21 protein-coding genes and 1 pseudogene are annotated in these 26,307 nt (G+C 71.7%); 7 read left to right on the forward strand and 15 right to left on the reverse strand.

Annotation, left to right across the window (positions count from 1 at the left end):
* Positions 1–334: 334 nt before the first annotated feature.
* The 7 genes from trxA to JK356_RS05490 form a co-directional block, all read right to left on the reverse strand.
* Positions 335–664, reverse strand: a complete 330-nt coding sequence (trxA, locus tag JK356_RS05460) for a thioredoxin (RefSeq protein WP_201866375.1) — start codon at positions 662–664, stop codon at positions 335–337.
* A gap of 41 nt (positions 665–705) precedes the next feature.
* Positions 706–1,662: a thioredoxin-disulfide reductase gene (gene trxB, locus JK356_RS05465; protein WP_201866376.1), complete on the reverse strand. Its 957-nt coding sequence runs from the start codon at positions 1,660–1,662 to the stop codon at positions 706–708.
* Positions 1,663–1,794: 132 nt separating this feature from the next.
* Complete coding sequence (locus tag JK356_RS05470) at positions 1,795–2,706, reverse strand: hypothetical protein (RefSeq protein WP_201866377.1); 912 nt, start codon at positions 2,704–2,706, stop codon at positions 1,795–1,797.
* Positions 2,703–3,407 carry an RNA polymerase sigma factor SigM gene (sigM, locus tag JK356_RS05475; RefSeq protein WP_201866378.1) on the reverse strand — a complete coding sequence of 235 codons (705 nt, stop codon included), beginning with the start codon at positions 3,405–3,407 and terminating at the stop codon, positions 2,703–2,705. The genes JK356_RS05470 and sigM overlap by 4 nt, the downstream gene beginning before the upstream one ends.
* A gap of 37 nt (positions 3,408–3,444) precedes the next feature.
* Positions 3,445–5,085, reverse strand: a complete 1,641-nt coding sequence (locus JK356_RS05480; RefSeq protein ID WP_201866379.1) for a protein kinase family protein — start codon at positions 5,083–5,085, stop codon at positions 3,445–3,447.
* Between the two features lie 146 nt (positions 5,086–5,231).
* A complete protein-coding gene (murJ, locus tag JK356_RS05485; RefSeq protein WP_201866380.1) occupies positions 5,232–7,784 on the reverse strand; it encodes a murein biosynthesis integral membrane protein MurJ in 2,553 nt (850 codons plus the stop codon).
* Between the two features lie 50 nt (positions 7,785–7,834).
* Positions 7,835–10,117 (reverse strand): DUF6049 family protein, encoded by a 2,283-nt coding sequence (locus JK356_RS05490; RefSeq protein WP_201866381.1) that lies wholly within the window; start codon positions 10,115–10,117, stop codon positions 7,835–7,837.
* A gap of 138 nt (positions 10,118–10,255) precedes the next feature.
* On the opposite strand from JK356_RS05490, the gene JK356_RS05495 reads away from it, so the two are divergent.
* Positions 10,256–11,746: a CCA tRNA nucleotidyltransferase gene (locus tag JK356_RS05495; protein WP_307815416.1), complete on the forward strand. Its 1,491-nt coding sequence runs from the start codon at positions 10,256–10,258 to the stop codon at positions 11,744–11,746.
* 15 nt (positions 11,747–11,761) lie between these two features.
* Here JK356_RS05495 and JK356_RS05500 read toward each other — a convergent pair whose 3' ends face one another.
* From JK356_RS05500 to JK356_RS05515, 4 genes are all read right to left on the reverse strand, one after another.
* Positions 11,762–13,081 (reverse strand): MFS transporter, encoded by a 1,320-nt coding sequence (locus JK356_RS05500; RefSeq protein ID WP_201866383.1) that lies wholly within the window; start codon positions 13,079–13,081, stop codon positions 11,762–11,764.
* Positions 13,071–14,543, reverse strand: a complete 1,473-nt coding sequence (locus JK356_RS05505) for a glycosyltransferase family 87 protein (protein WP_236670767.1) — start codon at positions 14,541–14,543, stop codon at positions 13,071–13,073. The genes JK356_RS05500 and JK356_RS05505 overlap by 11 nt, the downstream gene beginning before the upstream one ends.
* A gap of 52 nt (positions 14,544–14,595) precedes the next feature.
* Positions 14,596–14,916 carry an AsnC family protein gene (locus tag JK356_RS05510; RefSeq protein ID WP_201866385.1) on the reverse strand — a complete coding sequence of 107 codons (321 nt, stop codon included), beginning with the start codon at positions 14,914–14,916 and terminating at the stop codon, positions 14,596–14,598.
* A gap of 154 nt (positions 14,917–15,070) precedes the next feature.
* Positions 15,071–17,563, reverse strand: a complete 2,493-nt coding sequence (locus JK356_RS05515; RefSeq protein WP_307815417.1) for a transglycosylase domain-containing protein — start codon at positions 17,561–17,563, stop codon at positions 15,071–15,073.
* Positions 17,564–18,277: 714 nt separating this feature from the next.
* Between JK356_RS05515 and JK356_RS05520 the strand changes: the two genes are divergently transcribed.
* Together JK356_RS05520 and JK356_RS05525 are read left to right on the forward strand one after the other, a co-directional pair.
* On the forward strand, positions 18,278–18,937 hold the full coding sequence (locus tag JK356_RS05520; RefSeq protein ID WP_201866387.1) for a PadR family transcriptional regulator: 660 nt from the start codon (positions 18,278–18,280) through the stop codon (positions 18,935–18,937).
* Between the two features lie 50 nt (positions 18,938–18,987).
* On the forward strand, positions 18,988–20,070 hold the full coding sequence (locus tag JK356_RS05525; protein ID WP_201866388.1) for an inositol-3-phosphate synthase: 1,083 nt from the start codon (positions 18,988–18,990) through the stop codon (positions 20,068–20,070).
* Positions 20,071–20,208: 138 nt separating this feature from the next.
* Here JK356_RS05525 and JK356_RS05530 read toward each other — a convergent pair whose 3' ends face one another.
* From JK356_RS05530 to JK356_RS05540, 3 genes are all read right to left on the reverse strand, one after another.
* On the reverse strand, positions 20,209–21,258 hold the full coding sequence (locus JK356_RS05530; protein ID WP_201866389.1) for an alanine racemase: 1,050 nt from the start codon (positions 21,256–21,258) through the stop codon (positions 20,209–20,211).
* A 69-nt stretch (positions 21,259–21,327) separates the two neighbouring features.
* Entirely contained in the window at positions 21,328–22,446 is a 1,119-nt protein-coding gene (locus JK356_RS05535; RefSeq protein WP_201866390.1) for a peptidoglycan bridge formation glycyltransferase FemA/FemB family protein, read from the reverse strand.
* Between the two features lie 126 nt (positions 22,447–22,572).
* The gene (locus JK356_RS05540) at positions 22,573–22,836 is read right to left on the reverse strand and encodes a hypothetical protein (RefSeq protein WP_201866451.1); all 264 of its coding nucleotides are present in this window, start codon (positions 22,834–22,836) and stop codon (positions 22,573–22,575) included.
* 324 nt (positions 22,837–23,160) lie between these two features.
* Here JK356_RS05540 and rpsF point away from each other — a divergent pair, with 324 nt between their 5' ends.
* From rpsF to rplI, 4 genes are all read left to right on the forward strand, one after another.
* Positions 23,161–23,451, forward strand: a complete 291-nt coding sequence (gene rpsF, locus JK356_RS05545; protein ID WP_201866391.1) for a 30S ribosomal protein S6 — start codon at positions 23,161–23,163, stop codon at positions 23,449–23,451.
* A gap of 148 nt (positions 23,452–23,599) precedes the next feature.
* Positions 23,600–24,145 (forward strand): single-stranded DNA-binding protein, encoded by a 546-nt coding sequence (locus JK356_RS05550; RefSeq protein ID WP_201866392.1) that lies wholly within the window; start codon positions 23,600–23,602, stop codon positions 24,143–24,145.
* A gap of 34 nt (positions 24,146–24,179) precedes the next feature.
* Entirely contained in the window at positions 24,180–24,416 is a 237-nt protein-coding gene (gene rpsR / locus JK356_RS05555; RefSeq protein ID WP_003978893.1) for a 30S ribosomal protein S18, read from the forward strand.
* Between the two features lie 17 nt (positions 24,417–24,433).
* Entirely contained in the window at positions 24,434–24,883 is a 450-nt protein-coding gene (gene rplI, locus JK356_RS05560) for a 50S ribosomal protein L9 (RefSeq protein ID WP_201866393.1), read from the forward strand.
* 119 nt (positions 24,884–25,002) lie between these two features.
* Here rplI and JK356_RS05565 read toward each other — a convergent pair.
* Positions 25,003–26,291 (reverse strand): annotated as a pseudogene (locus tag JK356_RS05565) (MATE family efflux transporter).
* Positions 26,292–26,307 lie beyond the last annotated feature (16 nt).

Below are 26,307 nucleotides of genomic sequence, written 5' to 3' on the forward strand. Positions count from 1 at the left end.
ACCCCCTCGCGCCGACAAGCCGTGGCGCAGCGGACGTCCCGTGTTTCACGTGAAACGCACTGGTCGTCGGCCGGCAGCCGGTGGAGCGCGCCGCTCGTCCGGTCGGCGTGTGAGAACGGCTCCTGTCCGGCCACCAGGTGTGGCCTTCGCCAGGCGAGGTGCGGCAGCGGAGCTGGTGCCTGATGACCGCGCGCGGGCCGCAGGGGTACTCCGGGGGCACTCGTCAGCAGCGACAGCTGTCGCCGTGAGGCATACCCGGGCGGGAAGGTCCTGGCACAGCGGACGGCCCGTGCGTTTCACGTGAAACGCACGGGCCGTTGGCTGGTGGCCGGTCTCAGCCGATGAACTCGCTCAGGTCACGCTCGATGGCGGCCTTCGGCTTGGCGCCGACGATCGTCTTCACGACGTCGCCGCCCTTGTAGACGTTCATCGTCGGGATGGACATGATCCCGTACTTGGCGGCCGTCTGAGGGTTCTCGTCGATGTTCAGCTTCACGATGGTGATCTTGTCGGAGTGCTCCTCGGCGATGGCCTCCAGCGACGGGGCGATCATGCGGCACGGGGCGCACCACTCGGCCCAGAAGTCGACCAGCACCGGCTTGTCACTCTTGAGGACCTTCTCCTCGAAGTCGGCGTCGGTGGCGGTCACAGTGGCGCTGGCCATGGTGCTTCTCCTTAGCTCTCGGGTGTGTTGTGCGGGCGGTTTCAGACCTGGAGCGATTCGGCGTCCGTGAGGGCGGCCAGATACCGCTCGGCGTCCAGAGCGGCGGCACAGCCGGACCCGGCCGCCGTGATCGCCTGGCGGTACGTGTGGTCGACGACATCTCCCGCCGCGAAGACACCGGGGATGTTCGTCCGCGTGCTGGGGGACTCCACCTTCAGGTAGCCCTGTGGGTCGAGCTCCAGCTGGTCTGCGAAGAGTTCCACACGCGGCTCGTGGCCGATGGCGATGAACAGCCCGGTCACCGGCAGGCCCGACGTCTCGCCGGTCCGCGTATTGCGCAGTGTCAGGCCGGAAAGCTTGCCGTCGGTGTCCTTGATCTCCGCCACCTCGGTGTCCCAGATGAACTTGATCTTAGGATCGGCGAAGGCCCGCTCCTGCATGGCCTTGGAAGCGCGCAGCGTGTCGCGGCGGTGGATGACGGTGACGGTCTTGGCGAAGCGGGTGAGGAACGTCGCCTCCTCCATGGCCGTGTCGCCGCCGCCGACCACGGCGATGTCCTGGTCGCGGAAGAAGAAGCCATCGCAGGTGGCGCAGTAGGACACGCCCCGGCCGGAAAGCTCGTCCTCCTTGGGCAGCCCGAGCTTGCGGTACTGGGAGCCCGTCGCGACGATGACCGCCCGCGCCTGGTGCACGGTGCCCGCGCTGTCCGTGACGCTCTTGATGTCGCCCTTCAGGTCGACCGCGGTGACATCGTCCGCAACGAGCTCGGCGCCGAAGCGCTCCGCCTGGCCCCGCATGTTCTCCATCAGGTCGGGGCCCATGATCCCGTCCTTGAAGCCGGGGAAGTTCTCCACCTCGGTGGTGTTCATCAGCGCGCCGCCCGCGGTGACCGACCCCTCGAAAACGAGAGGCTTCAGCGAGGCGCGTGCCGTATACAGCGCCGCTGTGTAGCCCGCGGGCCCGGACCCGATGATGATCACGTTACGGACGTCGCTCACGGAGTTCTTCCTTGTCTCGGAGACCTGGTCCGGGACCCCGGCGGGGTCCTCGGTTGGGGTAACGGATCCTAGGGTCCCAGACATTCCCGGTCGGGGCAGCGGCGACGCCAGCAACGTGGTGGCGGGGCAGCGCTAGCGCGGGTAGCTCTCGCGGATCAGGACCTCCCCCGACGAGGAGGGGGAGGTCCGCACGCAGTCCGCGTCCACGACGTAGGCGTCCACCCGGTTGGGGTCCGCGGCGTGCGGGAGGACGACAAGGTAGGCGGTGCGTCCCGCGAAGTAGTCCTCCGCGGCGGCCAGCGGCGCCTCGTGCCGGTCGATGGCGGCGCGTACGCACAGCGGCAGGCTCGCCTGGAGGGGTTCTGCCGAGGACGCTGCTCCGCCGTCCCCGGCTTCGTCGCCCTCGTTGGAGTTGGAGGAACGGCTCTCGTTCTCCTCCGGCGGGGTCATCTCCGGGGACTCCTCCGCCGGGGATTCCGGCGGCGAGCCGGAGCCGTCGGAGAAGAGGCCGGGACCGGTGGCTCCGGCCTCCTCGCTCTCCGCGAGAAGCTCCCTGACCTGGCCTTCCAGCTCGTCCTCGGACCCTTCGGGGATATGGCTGGTCTGCGCGTGATCCTGTACGGCGCCCGTTGTCGTGCCGCCGTCGCCCGTGCCCGCGCTGCTGAGGAGGGCGCTGCCGACGGCCAGTGCGACGACCGCGCCCGCGGCGGCCAGGCCCAGCCGCGGCCACCGGTGCGGCGGGCCGGGCGGCGCCGCGGTTTCACGTGAAACGGGGACGCCGGGGCGCGTCGCCTGTCGTGGCACCCGCTGCTGGTGCTGTTCCTCTGCCGCCAGAGCGGCATCGATGCGCAGGGCGACGTCGGGAGGCAGGGGAGGAACCGGAAGCTCGCCCAGCGCTCGCCGCACGCTGCGGAGGTCCCGCTCGATCCCGGCGCAGGAGTCGCAGGAGTCCAGATGGCGGCGCACCCGGCTCTCCTCCTCCGCGGGGAGTGAGTCTTCGCCCAGTGCCGCGATCTCCTCGGGATCGGGATGGGGCTCTCTCACCTGGTGGTACCTCCGTCCCTGGTCGTCCCGGCGTCGTGCGGACCTCTCGGTGATGGGACGGATGCGCCGGATGCCCGGTTCCCGGGCGGCGGTGTGAGGTCGTCCGCAAGAGGGTCGCGCCGGGGGTGCAGATGCTGCACCAGGGACAGCAGCCGGGCACGGCCGCGCGCGCAGCGGCTTTTGACCGTCCCCACCGGAATCCGCAGGATACGGGCAGCCTCGGCGACCGGGTAGCCCTGCATGTCTACGAGAACGAGGGCGGCGCGCTGCTCCACGGGCAGCTCGTTCAGGGCCGTCTCCAGCTCCCGGCGCAGGTCCTGGCGCTCGGCTGGAGCGGCGGCGGACTCGTGCGGCTCCATGAGCGTTTCCAGGCGCTCGGGCTCGGGGATGGGCGCGGTGCGGCGGCTGCGGGCCCGGCGCGCCCGGTCGAGACAGGCGTTAACGGTGATCCGGTGCAGCCAGGTGGTGACGGCCGCCTCGCCGCGGAAGGTGTGCGCGGCGCGGTAGGCGGAGACGAACGCGTCTTGCAGCGCGTCGGCCGCCTCCTCCGGATCGCCGAGCGTTCTCAGCGCGACGGACCACAGCCGGTCGCGGTGGCGCCGGACGATCTCGGAGAAGGCGTCGGGGTCGCCGTCGGCGTGCCGTGCGAGCAGCTCTCGGTCGGTGGCGACGGCGGGTCCGCCTGGGGCCTGTCGGACCACGGCAAACCTCCTCCCCTCTTCCCCGGCCGGCCGGGTGTCACCGGAAAACGCCGATGTCGGTGATGCGGCCACGGTAGTTGCCGTCGTCTCCCTGGGGGAGTTCGGTGAGCCACACGAGAACGAACCGCGTCTCGACCGGTTCTCCCGCGTCGAGCGTGAGGTCCTCGCCGGTGGCCTGGTCGAGACGGGTGTAGGCGTCGAGGGACGCCGGTGCGCTCGTCGCGTCGGAGGCGGCGGCGCGGAACTCGACCTGCGTCTCGCCGATCGCGGACACCGACAGGGAGCGGATCTCCTGCGGCTCGCCGAGATCGAGGATGAGGCCGACCCCGGGCTTGAGGTTGCCGAAAGAAGGCCCGTAGTAGTTCTCCGTGTGCCAGGACGTGTCCGGGTCGCCGTCGATGGCGTAGGACGCCGCCTCGGAGTTCTCCTCGTTGACCGGCGAGCCCTCGGGGTCGAACGACGAGACCGCCGCGATGCTGACGGGCTCGGGCGGCGGCGGCTCCTCGCTGGTGTCCGGGGGCGGGGCACTGGTTTCGGTCGACTCGGGCGCGGACTCGCCGTTGTGCAGCACGTCGGCGAGCTGCCAGCTGCCGAGCCCGAGCGCGACGATGAGAAGCGCGGAGACACCCCACTTCAGCGCGGTGCCGGTGCGGCCAGGGAGCGCCGGCGGACCGCTGGAGGCGGTGCCGCGCCCGGGTGCGGCGGGCCGCTGCGGGTTCCCGTAGGCCGCGGGAAGCTGCGTCGGCGTCGGATCGGACGGCGGGATGCGAGGAAGCTTGGCGAGTTCCTCGGCGAGCTCGGCCGGGGAGGTGCACGGCGGGCTCTGGCTGGCCGCGGTGGCACCGTCGTTGACGAGGGCGCGCATGGCCAGCTCCGAGAGCCCGCGGTGGACCCCCGCCCGCACCTGCTCGGGCGTGGCCAGGGCGTCGCGGCCCTTGCCGAGACCGACGACCCCGCGCAGCCCGTGGGCGCCCTCCGGGTACGGCCAGCGCTGCGTGAGAGCGGCGTACAGCAGCGCGCCGATGGCCTCGGTGTCGGTGCGCTCGGGGGCGGGGGAGGTGATGCCGCGCAGGGCCGCGTCGACGGCGAGACCGCGGATGCGGTACTGGCTCGGCCCGGTGCGCAGCACGGTGGCGGGGGTGAGCCTGAGGTGCGCCAGCCCTTCGCGGTGGGCAGCGGCGAGAGCCTGGGAGACCTGGCTGGCGAGCTGGAACGCCTCGTACGCGTCGAGCGGTCCCGACTGCAGCAGGGTGCTCAGCGGCGTGGCGCCGGGGAGCCACTCGTGGATGATGTGGACCTGGTCGTTCTGCTCGACGGCGTCGAGGACCTGCACGAACCGCGGGTCGCCGAGCAGCGCGGAAGAGCGGGCCGCCGCCAGCACGGCCGGGGCCCGTTCGTGGTCCGCGGGCAGCACGTGGACGCCCACGGCCCGCCGCAGCTTCTCGTCCACCGCACGCCAGCTGCTGAACCCGTCCAGCCGGGTGATGCACTCCTCCAGGCGGTACCGCTTAGCGAGGCGATGACCGCTGTGGAGTTCGGGCGGCCGGGGCGAGACGGTGTCCGCCGCCGCCCCCTTGGCGGGCGCGGCCGTAGGCGCCGCCGCCGTGTCCGCAACGGACGTCTCACGGGCCGTCGCGGGACGTTGTGGAGGGCTTGTCGCCGTGCTCCGTTCCGCCACCGTCGTTTCCGCCTCCCCGGATCGGCTGTCGGGTGGTGCCTCTGCCAGATTTCATTGTGCCGTTAGTCCGTCACCCTGCACGACTTGTGAGTACGAGCGGAGGTTGTACGGCGGCCCCCGGGCGAGGGGTGCCGCCGCGGACGGGATCAGCGGCCGAGGCGGGCCCTGACCATACTGATCAGCGAGGTGAGTTCCTCGATGCGCATGCGGCGCGCCGCCAGGTAGAAGACGGCCAGCAGCAGCAGGCCGCCGGAGGCCAGGGCCGCGAACGAGCCGACGAGCCCTTCCCCGAGCGCCCCGAGCACGGCGTAGCCGACGGCGCCGCCGACGAGCGCGGCAGGGATCGACGCCCCGATGAGCCGGACGTAGGTGCGGACGACACGGGCGCCGTCGAGGTCGCTGCGCAGGCGGCGGCGCAGGCGGCGCCAGGCGACGCGGACGCCGATGGCGTAGGCGATGCCGTAGCTGAAGGCGATGCCCGCGACGATCCAGCGGTCGGGGAGCGTGACGAAGCAGAGCGCCGACAGCAGGATCCAGGTGCCGGAGACGATGACCGTGTTGGAGAACGGGGTGCGGGTGTCCTCGTAGGCGTAGAACGCGCGCAGCACCACGTACTGGGCCGAGTAGGGGATCAGCCCCAGACCGAAGGCCATGAGGATGTACCCGAAGGAGCGTGCGCCCTCCTCGCCGGCGGAGCCGAACAGCAGGGTGCACATCGGGACGCCGAGCGCGACGAAGGCGAACGCGAGCGGCACGATGGCGACGGCGGAGGTACGCAGGCCCTGGGAGAGGTCATCGCGCACGGCTGCGGTGTCGCCGTCGGCGGCCGACCGGGACAGGCGGGGCAGCAGCGCCGCCATGACGGAGACCGTGATGATGGCCTGCGGCATCTGCCAGATGAGCAGCGCGCTGCTGTAGGCGATGTACCCGGCGCCGGTGTGTCCGGACTCCTCGGCGTTCTGCCCGGCCCAGGTGGCGAACTGGGTGATGATGATCAGGCCGATCTGGTTGGCCAGGACAAACAGAACGGTCCACTTGGCGAGGCGGGCGGCCTTGCCCATGCCGTGGCCGCGCCAGTCGAACCGGGGACGGAGCCGGAAGCCAGCGGCGCGCAGGTAGGGCACCATCGCGAGGGCCTGGACGGTGAGGCCCAGCAGGGTACCGACGCCGAGCAGCCTGACGCCCTCGGGGGTGATGGTGCCGACCGTGAGGCCCGAGGAGCGCTGCGTGCCGTAGACCCACAGGAACATCCCGAAGGTGAAGATCACCACGATGTTGTTCAGGACGGGCGTCCACATCATCGGGCCGAAGCGGTCGCGGGCGTTGAGCACCTGGCCGAGGACGACGTGGATGCCCATGAAGAAGATCGTGGGCAGGCAGTAGCGGGCGAAGGTCACCGCGACATCGTTCGCCTGCTCGTCCCCGGCGATCGCGGGCGACATCATCTTCACCAGCAGCGGGGCCGCGAAGAACGCGACGATGACGAGGGCGCCGAGGACGGCCGTGACGAGGGTGAGGAGCCGGTTGGCGTACGCCTCGCCGCCGTCGTCGTCGTTCTTCATCGCCCGCACGAGCTGGGGGACGAAGACCGAGTTCAGGCCGCCGCCGATGGTCAGCATATAGATCATGTTCGGCAGCGCCCAGGCGACGGTGTAGGTGTCGCCGAGGACGGCGGCGCCCAGGGCGGCGACGATGACCAGCTGCCGGATAAAGCCGGTGGCGCGGGAGACCAGCGTGCCTGCGGCCATCACGGCGCTGGACTTGAGCAGGCTGGCGGCCTTGCCCGGGCGCCGTCCGGCGGCGGGCGCGGGCTGGGTGCGTGCCGCGGGCTCCTCGGGCTGCGGCGGTGGCTCCTGGTCGCGCGGGGGGGCCGCGGGGTAGTCGGGCGGGGGCGTGGGATACGGCTGCTCGGGCGGGGTGTAGCGCCGGGGGCCGGTGTGCTGGTCGCGGAAGAGATAGGCGAAGGCGTCGTCTGTCTCCTGCTGCTGGCCGTACTCGGCGCCGGGAGCGGCCTGCGGGTCCGGCGCGGCGGGGGGCGGGCCGGACCCGTCGTACCCGCCGTAGGCGCCCTCGTCGTAGGGCTGCTGCGCCCACTGCTGCGGCTCGCCGTACGGGCCGGGGGCGGGCTGCGGCGGGTAGGGCTCCTGCGCGTACGGCTGCTGCGGGTTCCGCGGCTGCTGCGAAGACTGCTGGTAGTGCTGCTGGTGCGGGTTCCGCGGCGGGTGGGGTTCCTGGGGGTAGCCGGAGTCCGCGGGGTACGGCTGGGTGTGCGGGTACCGCTGGCCGGAGACGTGCCGCGGGTCCTGCGGCGGGCGGTAGGGGCCCGGGGCCTGCTGCTGGTAGAGCTGCGGGTCCTGCGGCGGCTGCGGCGGCTGCGGCGGCTGCGGCGGCTGCTGGTAGTGCTGCCGGTGCTGGCCGTACCGCGGATCGTGGTGGTATGGCGGAGGCGCCGCCTGCTGCGGCGGCTGGGCCTCCTGGTCGTAGAACGAGTCCGCGGGCTGGTGACCGGCGTGCTGGTACGGGTCGTACGGCGGGTGCGGCTGCGCGTACGGGTGGTGAGGGGCCCCGGGCGCGGGGTAGGGCTCCCAGTAGTCATCCGGCTGCTCGGGCTGGCCTTGCTGCCCCGGCGGATCGGGGTGCCAGCCGTGATCGCCGCCACCGGGCGCCTGGCCGCGTTCACGGTCATACGGCGCTTGCATCGCTACCCCACTTCGAAATTCACGGGCCCTTCACCGGCCTGATGACTGCCTCAGTCGTCGAGGTCAAGCCTCTCACTACCAGCCGCGGGGCCGCTGCCCTGCGGACCGGTGTCGGAGCCGCTTTCCTCGCCGGAGACGGTCTCATCCGGCGCGGCCGTGGCGGCGCGCCGGGCGGCGCGCTTGCGCTGTGTGTACATCCGGATCCCCGCCAGGACGACGAGGAGCAGACCGCCGGCGATGACCATCAGCACCGCCGAGGTGATGGAGGTGACGTTCGCCTGGAACTGCATCGGGTCGCCGTAGCGCTTGCCGTCAGCGGTGTAGAGCTGGGCGACCAGGGTGGTGCGGCCGTTGGCCCGGGAGGTGGCGGAGAACTTCACGGACTGGCTGTGCCCGCCGTTGACCCTCACCTCCTGTTCGTCCCCGACCTCCAGGCCGAGGCTGCGGCTGGACTCCAGGCGCAGCTCCAGGTTGTGCACGTCCTGGACGAGGTTGTTCTGGACGGTGATGGGGATCGTCGCGCTGCGTCCCGACAGCGTGATCGGGGACTTCTGGATGAGGTGCACCTGCTCGGTGAGGGCGATGAGGTCTTCCTGGAGCTCCTCGCGGTACTCCTCGCCGGCCTCCTCGTCGCCGCGCCAGGAGGTGGACATCTCGCGGCGGATCGCGTTGCCGTAGGGCACGGTCACGCGGTCCTGGCGGGTGAGGATGACGGCGAAGTCGTCGAGCGTGCGCTGCGTCTCCCGCATCTGGTGAAAGGCGCTCGTCGGCAGCTCCTGGGAGCGGAGCCGCTCGGGGTAGGCGGAGGCCGGAGGCACCTGCTGGTTGGCGCGGGGGTCGGGTTCGGCCCGGGCGGCCTCCGAGAGGCCGGTGAACTCCACCCAGCCGGCGTCGTCGCTGAGGGCCTGGAGAGCCGCTGCCATGGCGCGGGCCTGCGCGGTGGTGGGCATGCGCTGCGGCGCCAGCACGATGCTGCGCTGGTTGGCGGGCTCCTGGAGCGTGATGGCCAGGGTCTGCGCCAGCAGCTGCTGCTGGGCCTGCAAAGCGGCCGCGGTCCTGGTCATGTCGCCCTCGAAGAGGGTGGACAGCCCGGCATCGGCGACGAGCGCGGAGATGCCGCCGCCGATGGGCCGCGCGGCGGTGAGCGTGGCGTTCTCGCCTGCGGCGGGGCGGAGGCTGTCGCTGCGGGCGATGATGTTGGTGGCTCCGGCCGAGGTGGCCACGGACACGATGCTTGGGTCGATGGCGCCCTCGACGGGCCAGGCGAAATCGGTGCTCGGCTCGACGCCGATGGTGGTCTCCACGGTGACGGCGGCCAGGTCCGTGGCGGTCCGCAGCTGCCCGAGGGAGCCCGGGACGTCCCGGCCCTGGTGGGCGAGGGAGGCGAGGTCCGGGTCGCCGAACGGGAGGGCGACAACCTCGTCGCCCTCCACGGCCTCCCGCAGGGCGCCGAGCCAGGCGCGGGCCTCGTCCTGTCCGTGCCCGGCCTCCAGGCCGTCGTCGGTGTAGACCTGGTAGTCCTCGGTCATGGCGTCGACCGAGGCGAGCAGATCGGGGTCGATGACCCAGGTGACGGGCAGGTCAGCGCCCAAGGCCACCATCTCGTGGAGGCGTCCCCCAGGGGAGATCTCCTCCAGCAGCGCCTCGTCGCGGAACGCCGGGGTCTGCTCGACGTCCGAGCCGGTCTGGGCCGTCAGGTGGGGCGTGGAGATCAGCGGCCACAGGATGGTGAGCTGGGTGGTCTCGGTGCTGCCGGGGTCCGGCTGCCAGGGCAGGACGGTGCGCCCGGCGCCGAGGATCTGGTCCCCCCACTGCTCGGCCTCGGTCTGGCCGGTCAGCGTCACGCCGATCTGGTAGACGCCGTCCTCGCCGAGGGAGAGCTCGGAGACGGGCACCTGAAGCTCGAAGGTGGTGGACATGCCGGGACCGAGCCGCTCGATCTGCTGGCCGTGGCCGGTGATCAGGCCCCCGTCGAGGGAGATGTCGAAGCCGGTGCGGGTCGCGGCGTCCTCGATGGCGTTCCGCGTGGTGAGCGGCACGCCGAGACGGGGATCGAGGGTGCTGTCGATGATCGGCGAGTCGCCCTCGTTGGTGATGGTGCCGCGGATGGTGAGGGTGTCGTCCGGGACGGCCGGGCTGACCTCCGTGATGGACACGGTGGCGGTGCGGTTGCCGGTGCCGGTCTCTTCGGCCGGGACGCGGGACGGAACATCGGCCGCGCTGGCCGGCACGGGGCTCAGGAGGGAGAGGGCCAGGCCGGCCGTCAGCGCGGATACCAGCCTCCGGCGCCGGACCGGACGGGCGCTCCCGATCGTCCCCGCCACGTCTGCCACGCCACAAGCCCCGTTCCGTCATCCGCGGTCATCGGCCAACCAGCCGCCATGGTAACGAGGATGGGGGTGAGAGGGTGCCGCCCCCGGACCGACCGGGGGGAGGACCGCCGGGGCCGGCGCCACGTACGCTGTGCTGTTGTGCCGAACGACAGGAACGAAACGCGCTCCCGTCCCGCCAGCGCCGACGCGGGGACGGCGCAGCGACGGGCCGTAGCGGAGCTGCTGAGGGTCTCCCCCGTCGCCGACGACCTGGCCTCGCGCTTCGCGGAGGCCGGGTTCTCGCTGGCTCTGGTCGGCGGGTCGGTGCGGGACGCGCTGCTGGGGCGGCTGGGCAACGACCTGGACTTCACCACGGACGCCCGGCCGCAGGACATCCTGCGGATCGTGCGGCCGTGGGCGGACGCGGTCTGGGAGGTCGGCATCGCCTTCGGCACCGTGGGCTGCCGCAAGCGGGGGCCGGACCCGGCGGGCGACCCGGCGGAGCGCGACTACCAGCTGGAGATCACGACCTACCGCTCTGAGATCTACGACCGGACCTCGCGCAAGCCGGACGTCGCGTACGGCGACACGCTGGAGGGCGATCTGGAGCGGCGCGACTTCACCGTCAATGCGATGGCGGTGGCGCTCCCCCGCAAGGAGTTCGTCGACCCGTACGGCGGCCTGGAGGATCTGGCGCGCGGTGTGCTGCGGACGCCCGGCACGCCGGAGCGGTCGTTCTCGGACGACCCGCTGCGGATGATGCGGGCGGCGCGCTTCTGCTCGCAGCTCGGCTTCACCGTGGCCCCCGAGGTGCGCGCGGCCATGACGGAGATGGCCGACCGGATCAGCATCGTGTCGGCGGAGCGGGTCCGCGACGAGCTGAACAAGCTGCTGCTGGGCCGCCACCCCCGCCGGGGGCTCACGCTGCTTGTGGAGACGGGCCTGGCGGACCGGGTGCTGCCCGAGATCCCCGCGCTTCGGCTGGAGCGCGACGAACACCACCGGCACAAGGACGTCTACGAGCACACGCTGACCGTGCTGGAGCAGGCGATCGGGCTGGAGGACGAGGGGCCCGACCTCGTGCTGCGGCTCGCGGCGCTGCTGCACGACATCGGCAAGCCGAAGACACGCCGGTTCGAGAAGGACGGCCGGGTGTCGTTCCACCACCACGAGGTCGTCGGCGCGAAGATGGCGCGCCACCGGCTGAACAAGCTCAAGTACCCCAACGAGACGGTCAAGGACGTCTCGCGGCTGGTCGAGCTGCACCTGCGCTTTCACGGCTACGGCACGGGCGAGTGGACGGACTCGGCGGTGCGCCGGTACGTCCGGGACGCGGGGCCGCTGCTCCCCCGGCTCCACAAGCTGACGCGCTCCGACTGCACGACGCGGAACAAGCGGAAGGCCCTCGCGCTGTCGCGCGCCTATGACTCGCTCGAGGAGCGGATCGCGCGGCTGAAGGAGCAGGAGGAGCTGGACGCGATCCGGCCCGACCTCAACGGCAACGAGATCATGGAGATCCTTGGCATCCGGCCGGGGCCGCTCGTGGGCGAGGCGTACCGGCACATGCTGGAGCTGCGCCTGGAGCACGGGCCGATGGACCGGGAGGCGGCGGTGGCGGCACTGAAGGAGTGGTGGGCGTCGCGGAACTGACGCCCGCGTGGGCGTCTAGAGGGCCGTTTCACGTGAAACCGGGACGCGCCGCCGCAACTGGTTCACGGCCGCCGCGGTGACGGCGTACAGCGCCGCGACCGTCAGCAGCAGCGCGGGGGAGCGGCCGTCGCCGGGCAGTATGGCCGCGGCCAGGCCGGCGGCGGCCACAAACGCGATGTTGTACAGCATGTCGTAGAGCGAGAAGACGCGGCCGCGGTAGACGTCGTCGACGGACGACTGCACCACCGTGTCGGTCACGATCTTCGTCGCCTGCGAGACCAGGCCGAGGAGGAACGCCGCCACGAGCATGGGGGCCGGGCGGAACGGCAGGCCCAGGGCGGGCACGAGGACGGCGCCGAGGACGGAGCAGAGGGCGAACCAGCCGAGGCGGCCCGCCCGGGCCACGGCCCAGGGCGTGGCGACGGTGGCCGCGAAGAACCCGGCGCCCGAGAGGCCGACCGCCAGTCCGAGGAGGGCCACGCCGCCGTCGGCGCCGCCGTCGCTCCAGGCGTAGCGGGTGAGTATCAGGACCATGACCAGCAGCGCGCCGTAGCAGAAGCGGGTGACGCCGATCGACGCCAGGGTCCAGGCCGCCTGCGGACGGGCGGTCAGGTGGCGCAGCCCGGCGGCGAGGCCGCGCGCGGTGCTGGCGAGGGCGGCGGAGAGGCGGGGCGCCACGGCGGTGGGGTCCGGGCCGAGCTGTGTGCGGCGCAGGCGCAGGGCGGAGAGGCCGGCCAGCAGGTAGACCGCGGCGGCCAGCGCGAGGGCCAGCGCGTCCTGCACCCCCTGGCTGCGTGCCAGCAGCGGGGCGACGAATCCGGCGCCGCCGCCGACCGTGGCGGCGAGCGTCCCGGCTGTCGGGGACAGCGAGTTCGCCACGACCAGGCGCTCGGTGTCGATGACCCGGGGCAGCGCGGCGGAGAGCCCGGCGAGGACGAAACGGTTGACGGCGGTGACCGACAGCGCGGAGAGGTAGAAGAGCCAGTCCGGCACGTCGCTGAGGACGAGGGCGCACGTGGTGGCGACGAGGCCGGTGCGGATCAGGTTGCCGCAGAGCAGCACCTGGCGCCGGCTCACGCGGTCGAGGAGCACGCCGGCGAACGGGCCGAGCAGGGAGTAGGGGAGCAGGAGAACGGCCATGGCGGCGGCGATGTCGCCCGGGGTGGTCTGCTGCTCCGGGGAGAAGACGACGTAGGTGGCCAGGCCGACCTGGAAGGCGCCGTCAGCGAACTGGGAGAGCAGGCGGACGGTCAGCAGCCGCCGGAAGCCCGGGAAGCGCAGCAGGGTCCGCAGGTCGGTGAGGACGGAGGTCCGTCCGCTCGCGTCAGGTTTCACGTGAAACGTCACCGGAGGAGGTGCCCCAGTGCACGGCGGTGGCAGCGGGGGCGGCGGGAACGGGGGCGGGGCGGCTCAGAGCGAAGGCGTCCGGTGCGCGGTCCAGGACGCCTCCGGCCGGGTCGTCGGAGCCGTCGCGCCGCACCGGATCGCGCTCGGGGCGCAGGACGTCGCGGACGACCTGGACGCCCAGGTAGGCCGTGCCCAGCAGGTGGACGAGAATGGCGAGATGGTAGCCGCCGGGGGGCAGGCCCTGGTGGCTGGTGGAGTAGGCGAGGTACATCCACACGCCGAGGAAGTACAGCACCTCGCATGCCTGCCAGATGAGCATGTCGCGCCAGCGGGGGCGGGCCAGGGCGGCGAGCGGGACCAGCCACAGCACGTACTGCGGCGAGTAGACCTTGTTGGTGAGGATGAAGAGCGCCACCACCAGGAAGGCGAGCTGGCCCAGCCGGGGCCGGCGCGGCGCGGCGAGCGCCAGGACCGCCAGGGCGGCGCAGCCGGCGGCCATGAGCAGGGTCGCGAGCAGATTGACCCGTTCGGGTGGCAGGTCGGCGTCGAACCGGTGCACCAGGACGAGCCAGAAGGAGCCGAAGTCCACGGGCCGCTCCTGGCTGAAGGTGTAGAACTCCGACCAGCCGTCCCAGGCCCTGAGCATGAAGGGCAGGTTCACGGTGAGCCAGGCGCCCGCCGCTCCGGCCGCGGCGGTGGCGAAGGCCCGCCAGCGGCCCGCCCGCCAGCACAGGACGAGGAGCGGGCCGAGGAGGAGCAGCGGATAGAACTTCGCCGCCGTCGCCAGGCCCAGCAGGACGCCGGCGGCCAGCGGCCGGGAGCGGGACCACATCAGCAGCGCCGCGCAGGTGAGGGCTCCGGCGAGCAGGTCCCAGTTGATCGTGGCGGTCAGGGCGAGGGCCGGCGCGAGGGCGACGAGCAGGCCGTCCCAGGGGCGGTGCCGGTGGGTGCGGGCCACGCAGACCGCGACGACGACGGCGCAGACCAGCAGCATGCCGGAGTTGACGAGCCAGTAGATCTGCTCGGGCCGGGGATCGGTGGTGCCGCCGGGCGTCAGCCAGGCGGCCAGCTGCATGAACAGCCCGGTAAGGACGGGGTACTCGAGGTGGGCGAAGTGCTCGGTCGGCTCGGGGATCTGCTCGAAGTAGGGAATCCGGTCGTCCGCGAAACCGCGGGCACCGTAGAGATGAGGGATGTCGGAGTAGCAGGCGTGGATGTACTGCTCCGAGGCGCCGAGGAACCAGCCGCCGTCGTAGCACGGCAGCTTCTGCGCCATGCCGAGGGCGAACATCCCGATGGTCACGAGGGCGACGACGCGCAACGGGTTCCACGGTCCGCCGCCCGGCCTCACCCGCCGTCCTGCCGGTCCGCCGATCAGCTCGCTGCCCGCGGCGGCCACCTCGTCGTGGACGGTGGGGGCCACGTCGGGGCGCAGCGTCGGACGGAGCATGGGCACCATCTTGCCTCACGGCGCCCGGGGCCCCGGGCCGCGTGTGGGCGGCTCAGGCGGTGGGGCCGCAGGCCGCGCGCCGGGAGGTCCGCGTGGACGACCGGCTCGCGGCGGACTCGGCCATGCGCCCGGCGGCACGGGACGCCTTGACCTCGGGGCCGAGACAGACGGTCAGCAGCCCCACGGCGTGCGCCTTGGCCCCCAGAGCGACGCGCCCGTTGGCGCCGAGGTAGGTCATCAGCCACTGCACCCGGCGCTGCACGCTGCGGTGGCTCAGCCCGACGCGGTAGCCGACGCGGGCGTCGTCATAGCCACGCGCCAGGAGTTCGAGTATCCGCACGTCCAGGGCGTCTGGCTGCTCTTTCCTCGCCATGGCTCTCCCACCTTCCCCGCTTGTGGGCGCTCGCTGGCACGCCCCCCCGGGCGTTTCACCCTAGGGGCAAGGGGCCGACCGCGCGAGTGGTCAAATCCGCGCGTTCGGCCCCTTAAGCCCACATTCCCTGTGGCGTGATTACGTCACAGCTGTGTCACCCGTCTCTCCAGCCCCGGCCGAAGATGGCGCCCGAGTCGCCCCAGCCGCCGGGACCGCCTGACGAATCGCTGTCACCTTCGCTGTCGGAGCCTCCCTGGTCCCCGCCGTCCGAGCTGCCTTCCGCATCGCCGGGGCCTTCGAGGTCTCCGCCGCCGCTCTCGCCGCCCGAGTCGCTGTCACAGCCCCAGTCCCAGGGGGAGCACTCGTCCGCGGGCGGCGAGCCCGGCTCCTCCTCGGTCTGGGACGGCGGCGCCTCGGGCTCTTCGCTCTCCTCCTCGGACTCGGTCTGCGTCGGATCGGGCGACTCGGCGTCCTCCTGCTGCTCCTCGTCCTCCTGCTCCGGCTCCGCCTCAGGCTCGGAGGCGCCGCCGCCGTAGACGACCTCGCCGATGTCCGGGGCCTCGGGGAACTCCACCGGGTCGTCGCCCTCGGTGGCCTCGCGCATGTAGGTCTCCCAGACCTCCAGCGGCAGCGAGCCACCGTTGATGCGCTCCAGGCCGGCGGTGCCGTACATGGAGAGGAAGCCCATCTCCTCGTCGCCGACGAGCTCGTCCTCGGAGTCCGCGGAGCGCCACATGCCGATGGCCGTGGAGAGGTTGGCGGTGTAGCCGACGAACCAGGCGCTGCGGTTGTCGTCGGTGGTGCCCGTCTTGCCGGCGACGGGCAGCGGGAAGTCGGCGGCGGCGGCGCCGCTGCCCTCCTCCGTCATGACGCCCTGCAGGGCCTGGGTGACGTTGGCCGCGATATCCGAGTCGAACGCCTGCTCGGTCTCGATCTCGTGCTCCCAGTAGACGCCGCGGCTGGTCTCGACGCGGTACACCGAGTACGGGTCGGCCTGCTCGCCGTTGGCGGCGAAGGTGCTGTAGGCCGACGCCATCCGCATCGGGCCGGGGGTGGAGACACCGAGCGGGAACGACGGGACGGTGTCGTCGGCCGGGCCGAGCGTCTCCTCGAGCAGGCCCGCGTCCATCGCAGCCTCTTTGACGGTGGCCGGGCCGATGTCCATGCCGAGCTGGACGAAGGGGGAGTTGGCCGAGACCTGCGTGGCCTCCCACAGCGTGATGTCGCCGTGGTCGCCGCCCTCGAAGTTCGCCTGGTGCAGCGTCTCTCCCTCGTCGCCGTGCCAGACGGACCCGTCGTAGTTGTGGATGAGGAGGCCGTCCTCACTGCGGTACACGCTGTCGAGCGAGATCGGCGTGCGCTCGTCCGCGTCCTGCTCGGGCGGTCCCTCGGGGTCGCGGATGCCGTCCCGCATGGCCGCCGCCAGCACGAACGGCTTGAACGTCGAACCGACCTGCGCCTGCGGGTTGTTCGCGTTGTTCAGGTAGTGCTCGGTGTAGTCCTCGCCGCCGTAGATGGCGGTGATGGCGCCGTCGCCCGGGATCACCGAGGCGCCGCCGAACTGGACGTGCCGGTCCTCGGGCCGTTCCTCCGGGTCGATGTACTCGTCACGCACCTGCTCGACAGCGGCCTCCATCTGGTCGACGGACTGCTTGTCGAAGGTGGTGTAGATGTGGTAGCCGCCCCTGGCCAGCTCCTCCTCAGTGAGGATCTCGTTGCTGATCAGGTACTGGTCAGCCATCTGCGTCATGTAGCCGATCTGGCCGGCCAGGTTCATCGCCGGGGTCGGTTCCTGGGGCATCGGGAACTCGTCGAACTGCGCCCGCTCCGCCTCCGTCAGCGAGCCCGTCTCCACGCGCCGGTCGAGGACCCACGACCAGCGGTCCTGGGCCAGCTCCAGCAGGTCGGGGTCGGGCTCCTCGCCCGTCTCGGTGTTGTACGGGTCGTACAGCGCCGAGCCGCGCAGCAGCGTCGTGAGGTAGGCGCACTGGCTGTCGTCCAGCTCCACCGCGTTGACGCCGTAGTACGCCTGGGCGGCGGCCTGGATGCCGTAGGCGCCGCGGCCGAAGTAGGAGGTGTTGAAGTAGCCCTGGAGGATGTCGTCCTTGCTGACCTGGGCGCCCACCTTGACCGAGAGCAGCAGCTCGTGGACCTTGCGCGAGATGCTCTGGTCCTGGGTGAGGTACATGTTCTTCACGTACTGCTGCGTGATCGTCGAGCCCGACTGCGTGCTGCCGCCGCGGGCCATGTTCAGCATGGCGCGGCCGATGCCCATCGGGTCGATGCCCGGGTCATCCCAGAACGACGCGTTCTCGGCGGCGACGACCGACTCCTGGCACGCCTCGGGGATGTCGCTCAGCTCGACGTTGACGCGGTTGGTGCCGTCGTCGCCGGAGGTGACCATCCGGGTTCCGTCGGCCCAGTAGTAGACGTTGCTCTGTGAGACGGCCAGCGCGTTGGCGCTGGGGATCTCGACCATCCAGTAGGCGATGCCCACCAGGCCGATCAGCAGCCCGAGGAAGGTGACGGCGGAGCCCAGCACCTGCTTCCACGACGGCACCCACCGGCGCAGGCCGTGGTAGCCGGAGCGCGGGTAGTCGATGAAGCGCTTGCGCTTCGCCGGCGCGGCCCGGCGCCGGCGCCCCACTCCCTCCGCGGCGCTCGCCGCCGCGGCCCCGGCGCCCGCGGCGCCCGCGCGCCGCCGGCCACCGCGGCGTTGCGCCCGTCTGGCCTCAGCCCGGCTGCCGTACGGCTTCTCGGGCGTCGCCCCGCCGGGCGGGGGCGGCACCGGAGCCGCGCCCTGCCCTCGTGAGGCCGCTCGCCGACCGGAGGACGGCGCTGCGCGGCGGCCACGTGACGGCGGCTTGCGACGGTGCTCGCTCATGGGACAGCTACTCCTCGCACAGACGTGGAACGCCTGCTGGCGGCAGGTAGTTCAGGTGGATCCGAGTCCCCCGACGTGCGGCCGGTCCGGCGTCCGGGCCAGTGCACCAGGGCCCTGCCCGCCGGACCGGTCGCGGACCGTGCCGCGGCGTCCGGCTGCCCAGGCCCTAGAACTGTGACGCCCTCTCGCGTCACAGAGTTCCCGGTTGTCGTCATCCGCACGGGCCCCAGCGTACGCACCGCCAAACAGCCCATCTCTCGCCGTTCCGCGAAGAATTGGTGCATTTCGATCAGGACGATGCCGCAATGTGACCCCGCTCACCGGGGGCACGGTTGCGGCGCTCCCCGGAGCGGATCTATCGTGGCGATATATCGGACAGATACATCGGGCCGATACATCGAGACGATGCATCGAGACGGTGTATCGAGTCAGTGTACCGAGACGGCCCGCGGCTGAGGACGGGAGGTGAACCCCCTGGTGAGCAGACGATCCGGGGTCCTGGAGTTCGCCGTGCTCGGCCTCCTGCGCGAGTCGCCGATGCACGGCTACGAGCTGCGCAAGCGGCTCAACACCTCGCTCGGAGTCTTCCGGGCGTTCAGCTACGGGTCGCTGTACCCGTGCCTGAAGTCACTCGTCCGCCAGGGCTTGATCGCCGAGGACACCGGCGGCGCCGACGGCAACCGTGCGCCGCTGACGGGCCGGCGGGCGAGGATCGTCTACCGGCTGACCGCGGAGGGCAAGGAGCACTTCGAGGAGCTGCTCGCCCAGACCGGCCCTGACGCCTGGGAGGACGAGCACTTCGGCGTCCGCTTCGCCTTCTTCGGGCAGACCTCGCGGGACGTGCGGATGCGCGTGCTGGAGGGACGGCGCAGCCGGCTGGAGGAGCGCCTCGACCGGATGCGCGCCTCCCTGGCGCGCACCCGGGAGAAGCTGGACGCCTACACCCTGGAGCTTCAGCGTCACGGCATGGAGTCCGTGGAGCGAGAAGTCCGCTGGCTCAACGAGCTGATCGAGAGCGAGCGGGAGGGGCGTGACCGCCGCGACCAGGGCGACTCAGGCGCCCGGAGCGGGCAGCCCCGCGAGCGTGAGCCGCGCGGCCGCCCGGGGTCAGCATCCTCCGACGAGACCGCCAATTAGCAGCACCGCGACGAAGCGGGCTTAACGAGAACATACAGGGAGCAACCGGAATGGGTTCGGTTCGCGTAGCCATCGCCGGCGTGGGCAACTGCGCCGCCTCGCTGGTACAGGGCGTCGAGTACTACAAGGACGCCTCCCCGGACAGCCGGGTCCCGGGTCTGATGCACGTGCAGTTCGGCGACTACCACATCTCCGACATCGAGTTTGTGGCGGCGTTCGACGTGGACGCCAAGAAGGTCGGGACCGACCTCGCCGACGCCATCAAGGCCAGCGAGAACAACACCATCACGATCTGCGACGTGCCTCCCACCGGTGTGACCGTCCTGCGCGGCGAGACCCACGACGGCCTGGGTAAGTACTACCGCGAGACGATCGTGGAGTCCGACGAGGAACCGGTGGACGTCGTCCAGGCCCTCAAGGACAGCCGCGCCGACGTTCTCGTCTGCTACATGCCGGTCGGCTCGGAGGAGGCGGCCAAGTACTACGCGCAGTGCGCGCTGGAGGCCGGGGTGGCGTTCGTCAACGCGCTGCCCGTCTTCATCGCCGGCACCAAGGAGTGGGCGGACAAGTTCACCGAGGCCGGCGTGCCGATCGTCGGCGACGACATCAAGTCCCAGGTCGGCGCCACGATCACGCACCGCGTCCTGGCCAAGCTCTTCGAGGACCGCGGCGTCATCCTCGACCGCACGATGCAGCTGAACGTCGGCGGCAACATGGACTTCAAGAACATGCTGGAGCGTGACCGGCTGGAGTCCAAGAAGATCTCCAAGACGCAGGCCGTCACCTCGCAGATCCCCGACCGCGACCTGGGCGAGAAGAACGTCCACATCGGCCCGTCGGACTACGTGGCCTGGCTGGACGACCGCAAGTGGGCGTACGTCCGCCTGGAGGGCCGCGCGTTCGGTGACGTCCCGCTGAACCTCGAGTACAAGCTGGAGGTCTGGGACTCCCCGAACTCCGCCGGCGTGATCATCGACGCCCTGCGCGCCGCGAAGATCGCCAAGGACCGGGGCGTGGGCGGGCCGATCCTCTCCGCCTCGTCCTACTTCATGAAGTCCCCGCCCGTGCAGTACTCCGACGACGTCGCCCGCGAGAACGTCGAGAAGTTCATCCGCGGCGAGGTCGAGCGCTGACACCGCCCGCGCTCACGCCCCCTCCCGGCACCGCTGCGGCGGACGGTGTGACGGCGTGACGCGGCGGCAGCAAGCGGCAGCCCCGGACCGGACCCGGGGCTGCCGCCGTCTGTACCCGCGCCCGTGACCGGCCCGGGACTACGCCTGGTACCCGCCGCTCCGGTCCACCAGGCGGTCCACCTGCGTGGTGGTGTGCCGCAGGATCGCCTTCAGCTCGTCGCCGACCTTCGGCCCCTTGGCGTCCGCCGGGATGAACAGGATCGACACCTGCATGTGCGGCGGCTCCGCGAACCACCGCTGCTTGCCGTCCCAGATGAACGGCGAGAGGTTGCGGTTGACTGTCGCCAGCCCGGCCCGCGCCATGCCCTTGGCGCGCGAGGTCATCCCGTGCAGCGCCTTCGGCGCCTCCAGGCCCACGCCGTGCGAGGTGCCGCCCGCCACCACCGCGAGCCAGCCGTCGCCGGGGGCCTTCTGCTGCCGGTAGCCGAAGCGGTCGCCCTTGGCGACCGGCGTGACGTCCAGCACCGCGCCGCGGTACTCCGTCGCGCCGTGGTCACCCAGCCACAGCCGGGTGCCGATGCGGGCGCGGAACCGGGTCTGCGGGAACTGCTGCCGCAGCCGCCCCAGTTCCTCCGCCGACAGGTGGCTGACGAACATCGTGTCCAGCGGCAGCCGGGCGGCGCGCAGCCGGTCCATCCACGCGATGACCTCCTCGACGGCGTCCGAACCGTCGGTCCGGTCCAGCGGCAGGTGGATGGCGAAGCCCTCCAGCCGCACGTCCTCGAGCGCGGGCTGGAGCTTGCCCAGGTCGCGCGGGGCGACGCCGTGCCGCTTCATGCTGCTCATCACCTCGACCACCACGCGCGAGCCGACCAGCCCGTACACGCCGTCGACCGAGGACGCCGTCCGGATCACGCGGTCGGGCAGCGGCACCGGCTCCTCGCCGCGCCGGTAGGGCGTCAGCACCAGCACGTCACCGCCGAACAGGTCCTTCATCGAGGCCGCCTCGTAGGTGGTGCCGACCGCGATGATGTCGCTGCCGAGCAGGGTGACCTCTTCGGCCAGCCGCTCGTGACCGAACCCGTAGCCGTTGCCCTTGCACACGGGCACCAGGCCGGGGAAGTCAGCCAGCACCGCCCGCTGGTGCGCACGCCAGCGGTCTGTATCGACGTACAGGGTGAGCGCCATGGCCGGGGACCTTTCTGTTGTGAAGTTCTGGTGGTGCGGTCGAGGGGCCCATGCGGTGCCGAACGGCCGTCAGCGCCGCGACATGTAGATGTCGAGCGCCTTGTGCAGCAGCTTGTTCAGCGGGAAGTCCCACTCACCGAGGTACTCCGCCGCCTCGCCGCCCGTACCCACCTTGAACTGGATCAGGCCGAAGAGGTGGTCGGACTCCTCGAGCGCGTCGCCGATTCCCCGCAGGTCGTACACGTCGGCCCCCAGTGCGTGCGCGTCCTGGAGCATCCGCCACTGCATCGCGTTGGAAGGCCGTACCTCACGCTTGTGGTTCGCGGAGGCACCGTACGAATACCACACATGACCGCCCACGATCAGCATGGTCGCGGCGGCCACCGCCTCGCCTTCGTGACGCGCCAGGTAGAGCCGCATCCGGTCCGGGTCCTCGGCGTTGAGCGCCCGCCACATCCGCTGGAAGTACGTGAGCGGACGCGGCCGGAACCGGTCGCGCTCCGCCGTCACCTCGTACAGCTGCTGCCACACCGGCAGGTCCTCGTACCCGCCGCGGACGACCTCGACCCCGGCCTTGTCGGCCTTCTTGATGTTCCGCCGCCACAGCTGGTTGAAGGACTTGTGCACGTCCTCCAGGGAGCGGCCGCGCAGCGGGATCTGGAAGACGTACCGGGGCTGCACGTCGCCGAAGCCGGCCCCGCCGTCCTCGCCCTGCTGCCAGCCCATGCGCCGCAGCTGGTCGGCGACCTCGAAGGCCTTCGGCTCCAGGAAGGTCGCCTCCACGTCCCGCAGCCGCTTGACGTCGGGGTTCTGGATACCGGCCTTCACGGCGGCGGCGTTCCACCGCCGGATGATCACCGGCGGCCCCATCTTCACCGAGAACGCGCCCTGCTTCTTGAGGTGGTCCAGCATCGGCCGCAGCCATTCCTCGAGGTTGGGCGCGAACCAGTTGATCACCGGGCCCTCGGGCAGGTACGCCAGGTACCGCTTGATCTTGGGCAGCTGGCGGTAAAGCACGAGGCCCACGCCCACCAGCGCACCTGAGCGGTCGAACCAGCCCAGCGACTCCGAGCGCCACTCGGCCTTCACGTCACCCCACGCGGGCACCTGCATGTGGCTGGCCGAGGGCAGCGAGCGGATGTACGCCAGATGCTGCTCGCGGCTGATGGTCCTCAACGTCAGGCTCATTCGGGGCGCTCCTCCGGCGTCAATCGCAGGGTCTGGCCGGAAGCCTAACGGCGCCGGAGGAGGCGTGGGACGGCGCGGTGCCGCCCCCCCGCTCCGTGCGTCAGCGGAGGAGCGGAGCCAGCGGGGTCAGCCGAAGGGCCCGCCGTGCGCAATGCCCAGGAAGAGGCCGACGCCGGCCGCGCCCATGCCGATGACGAGGACGAAGCGTTCGGCCGTGGTCGCGGAGATCATCTGCCCGTAGCCGCCGGCCGCGATCCCGGCCAGGCCGGCCCAGCAGCTGATCACGTGCAGGCCGGGCCAGGCCGCGGTGACGAGCGCGATCACCCCGAGCAGCAGGGTGACGCCGGCGAGGGCGTTCTGCACGGGGTGGGGACGGCCGTCGGTGTTCATCACCCTCTCGCCCGCGGCTGTGAGCCGGGAGAACCGGGAGGGTCGGTGGTGGTGCGCCGCCTGCGTCATTCGGCACCTCCTGCCTGTGGTGGGCCTGTGGTGGGCCTGGTGCGGGGCGCGCGGGGGCGCGGTGCCGGAAGAGACCGCAATGCCCCATATGTCCAGACTGCGCCCGGGCTCGGCCGGATTTCAACCGGAAGGGAGAGTGCGGGTACGGTGTACTGTCCGCCCGCACCGCAGCCGGTGCCGGAGCGGAAACGCATCACGACCCTCCTGCCACGGACCGTCCGTGGCCGCCTGAGTCCAGAGGAGGTGGGTTTTCGCATGCGTCACTACGAGGTGATGGTCATCCTCGACCCCGATCTTGAGGAGCGTGCCGTCTCTCCCCTGATCGAGAGCTTTCTCTCCGTGGTCCGCGAGGGCAACGGCAAGGTCGAGAAGGTCGACACCTGGGGCCGTCGCCGCCTGGCCTACGAGATCAACAAGAAGCCCGAGGGCATCTACACCGTGATCGACCTCCAGGCCACGCCCGACGTGGTCAAGGAGCTCGACCGGCAGATGAACCTCAACGAGTCGGTCATGCGCACCAAGGTGCTGCGTCCCGACACGCACTGAGCCTCACGGGCACCCTCCTGGGTCAGGCAACCCGGGTAGCACTGTCAGAGCCATAGGCCATCATCGACAGCATCGGCCTCACCGCCGGTGACGTCGACCACAGCAGCATCCGCAGCACACCGCAGTTACCCCCGCCGAGAGGTTCCCCATGGCAGGCGAGACCGTCATCACGGTCGTCGGCAACCTGGTCGACGACCCCGAGCTGCGCTTCACCCCGTCCGGTGCGGCCGTCGCGAGGTTCCGCATCGCGTCCACGCCGCGTACGTTCGACCGGCAGACCAACGAGTGGCGGGACGGCGAGGCGCTGTTCCTCACCTGCTCCGTCTGGCGTCAGGCGGCGGAGAACGTGGCGGAGACGCTCACCAAGGGCATGCGCGTCATCGTGCAGGGCCGCCTCAGGCAGCGGTCCTACGAGGACCGCGAAGGCATCAAGCGCACGGTGATCGACCTTGAGGTCGACGAGGTCGGCCCCAGCCTGCGCTACGCCACGGCCAAGGTGAGCAAGACCTCGCGCGGCGGCGGCCAGGGCGGCGGCTGGGGCCAGGGCCCCGGCGGCGGTCCGGCCGGCGGCGGCCAGCAGGGCGGCGGTCCCGCGGGCGACCCGTGGGCCACCGGTGCCCCGGCGGGCGGCCAGGGCGGCGGTGGCTGGGGTGGTGGCTCTGGCGGCGGCTACTCGGACGAGCCCCCCTTCTGACAGACCTGTTCGTCCACTTCACCGGAGTACCACCATGGCGAAGCCTCCCGCGCGCAAGCCGAAGAAGAAGGTTTGCGTGTTCTGCAAGGAGAAGATCTCCTACGTCGACTACAAGGACACGAACCTGCTGCGGAAGTTCATCTCCGACCGCGGCAAGATCCGTGCCCGCCGGGTCACCGGCAACTGCACCCAGCACCAGCGCGATGTCGCGACGGCCGTGAAGAACAGCCGTGAGATGGCGCTGCTGCCCTACACCTCGACCGCTCGCTGAGAAAGGGGCACCGCGTCATGAAGATCATCCTGACCAGTGACGTGTCCGGTCTCGGCTCGGCGGGCGACGTCGTCGAGGTGAAGGACGGGTACGCCCGTAACTACCTGCTGCCGCGCCGGGTGGCCATCCGCTGGACCAAGGGCGGCGAGAAGGACGTCGAGCAGATCCGCCGGGCGCGGAAGATGCGCGAGATCGCGTCCGTGGAGCAGGCCAACGACATCAAGGCCAAGCTCGAGGGCGTCACCGTCCGCCTGAAGGTCCGTGCGGGCCAGGGCGGCCGGCTGTTCGGTTCCGTCACCCCGGCGGACATCGTGGCCGCCGTGAAGAACTCGGGCGGTCCCGAGGTCGACAAGCGCCGCATCGAGCTGAGCACGCCGATCAAGAGCCTGGGCGCGCACCGCGTGCCGATCCGGCTCCACCCCGAGGTCGTCGCCAACGTCGGCCTCCAGGTCGAGGCCGCGAAGTAATCCGCGGCTTCGCACGGCGTCGCAGCACATCGCAGCAGCTGCGCACCACGCGCCCGCGCCCGCAGCCGCACGGCTGAGGGCGCGGGCGCTGCCATACTCGTGGCCCGGCCGCCGGCCGGTCAGGCGCGCTCGGCGCCGGTGACCAGCCAGCGACCGGTCCTGGCGCGCAGTCCGAGCGTGACCAGGCGGGTGCCCATCATCAGCCCCGCGACCATGCACCACAGCGTCGTGACCCCGCCGCCGAGCGCGGGCACCAGCAGCGCGCCCGGGGCAAAGACGGCGAGGGTGAGCAGCATCGCCCAGGCCAGGTAGGTGCCGTCGCCCGCGCCCATGAGCACGCCGTCGAGCACGAAGACCACGCCGGAGACCGGCGAGGTGACGGCGACGACGAGCAGCACGGGCAGCAGCGCCTCGCGTACGCCGGCGTCGGAGGTGAACAGCCGCAGCAGCAGCGGGCTCGCCGCCGCGGTCAGCACCCCCAGCACGATTCCGGAGAGCACGCCCCACCACACCATCCGCCGGCAGGCCGCCTGCGCACCGGGGGCGTCGCTGGCGCCGAGGTACCGCCCGGTGATGGCCTGTCCCGCGATGGCGATGGCGTCGAGGGCGAACGCCAGGAGTGTCCAGATGGTCAGCGCGATCTGGTGCGCGGCGATGTCGGCGTCGCCGAGCCGGGCGGCGACGGACGTGGCGATGAGCAGCACGGCGCGCAGCGAGAGGGTGCGCACCAGCAGCGGCGCCCCGGCGCGGGCGCTGGCGCGGATTCCGGCCGCCCTGGGCCGCAGGCTGACGCCGTGACGCGCAGGTAGAAGGCGGCCATGGCGGTCTGGGCCGCGACCGTGCCCCAGGCCGAGCCGGCGATGCCCCAGCCGAAGCCGTAGATGAACAGGGCGTTGAGCGCGATGTTGGCGGCGAAGCCGGCGATGGCGACGTACAGCGGCGTGCGGGTGTCCTGCATGCCGCGCAGCACGCCGGTGGCGGCCAGGACGACCAGCATGGCCGGGATGCCGAGGGCGCTGATCCGCAGGTAGGTCACCGCGTGCGGGGCGGCGCTGGCGGAGGCGCCGAGCGCGTCGGTGAGCGCGGGGGCGGCCAGCAGCGTGAAGGCGAGGACCGCGGCGCCGAGGAGGAAGGCCAGCCAGATGCCGTCCACACCCTGCCGCACGGCGGCGGGCAGGTCCCGGGCGCCGACGCGCCGGGCCACGGCGGCCGTGGTGGCGTAGGCGAGGAAGACGAAGACGTTGACGCAGGTGGTCAGGACGGCGGAGGCGACGCCGAGGCCGGCCAGCTGCGGGGTGCCGAGGTGGCCGACCATGGCGCTGTCGGCCATGAGGAAGAGCGGCTCGGCGACGAGGGAGCCGAAGGCGGGCAGGGCCAGCGCCAGGATTTCGCGGTCGTGGCGGCGCATGGCCCGCCGCCGCTCG

The sequence above is a fragment of the Streptomyces sp. 7-21 genome (assembly GCF_016741785.1).
Lineage (GTDB): Bacteria > Actinomycetota > Actinomycetes > Streptomycetales > Streptomycetaceae > Streptomyces.

Bases quoted from the DNA above. Each gene is read 5' to 3' on its own strand.
- rpsR (WP_003978893.1), top strand. From the start codon at position 24,180: ATGGCGAAGCCTCCCGCGCGCAAGCCGAAGAAGAAGGTTTGCGTGTTC.
- rplI (WP_201866393.1), top strand. From the start codon at position 24,434: ATGAAGATCATCCTGACCAGTGACGTGTCCGGTCTCGGCTCGGCGGGC.
- trxA (WP_201866375.1), bottom strand. From the start codon at position 664: ATGGCCAGCGCCACTGTGACCGCCACCGACGCCGACTTCGAGGAGAAG.
- JK356_RS05535 (WP_201866390.1), bottom strand. From the start codon at position 22,446: ATGAGCCTGACGTTGAGGACCATCAGCCGCGAGCAGCATCTGGCGTAC.
- JK356_RS05530 (WP_201866389.1), bottom strand. From the start codon at position 21,258: ATGGCGCTCACCCTGTACGTCGATACAGACCGCTGGCGTGCGCACCAG.
- JK356_RS05505 (WP_236670767.1), bottom strand. From the start codon at position 14,543: ATGCTCCGTCCGACGCTGCGCCCCGACGTGGCCCCCACCGTCCACGAC.
- murJ (WP_201866380.1), bottom strand. From the start codon at position 7,784: ATGCAAGCGCCGTATGACCGTGAACGCGGCCAGGCGCCCGGTGGCGGC.
- JK356_RS05510 (WP_201866385.1), bottom strand. From the start codon at position 14,916: ATGGCGAGGAAAGAGCAGCCAGACGCCCTGGACGTGCGGATACTCGAA.
- JK356_RS05550 (WP_201866392.1), top strand. From the start codon at position 23,600: ATGGCAGGCGAGACCGTCATCACGGTCGTCGGCAACCTGGTCGACGAC.
- rpsF (WP_201866391.1), top strand. From the start codon at position 23,161: ATGCGTCACTACGAGGTGATGGTCATCCTCGACCCCGATCTTGAGGAG.
- JK356_RS05525 (WP_201866388.1), top strand. From the start codon at position 18,988: ATGGGTTCGGTTCGCGTAGCCATCGCCGGCGTGGGCAACTGCGCCGCC.
- JK356_RS05540 (WP_201866451.1), bottom strand. From the start codon at position 22,836: ATGAACACCGACGGCCGTCCCCACCCCGTGCAGAACGCCCTCGCCGGC.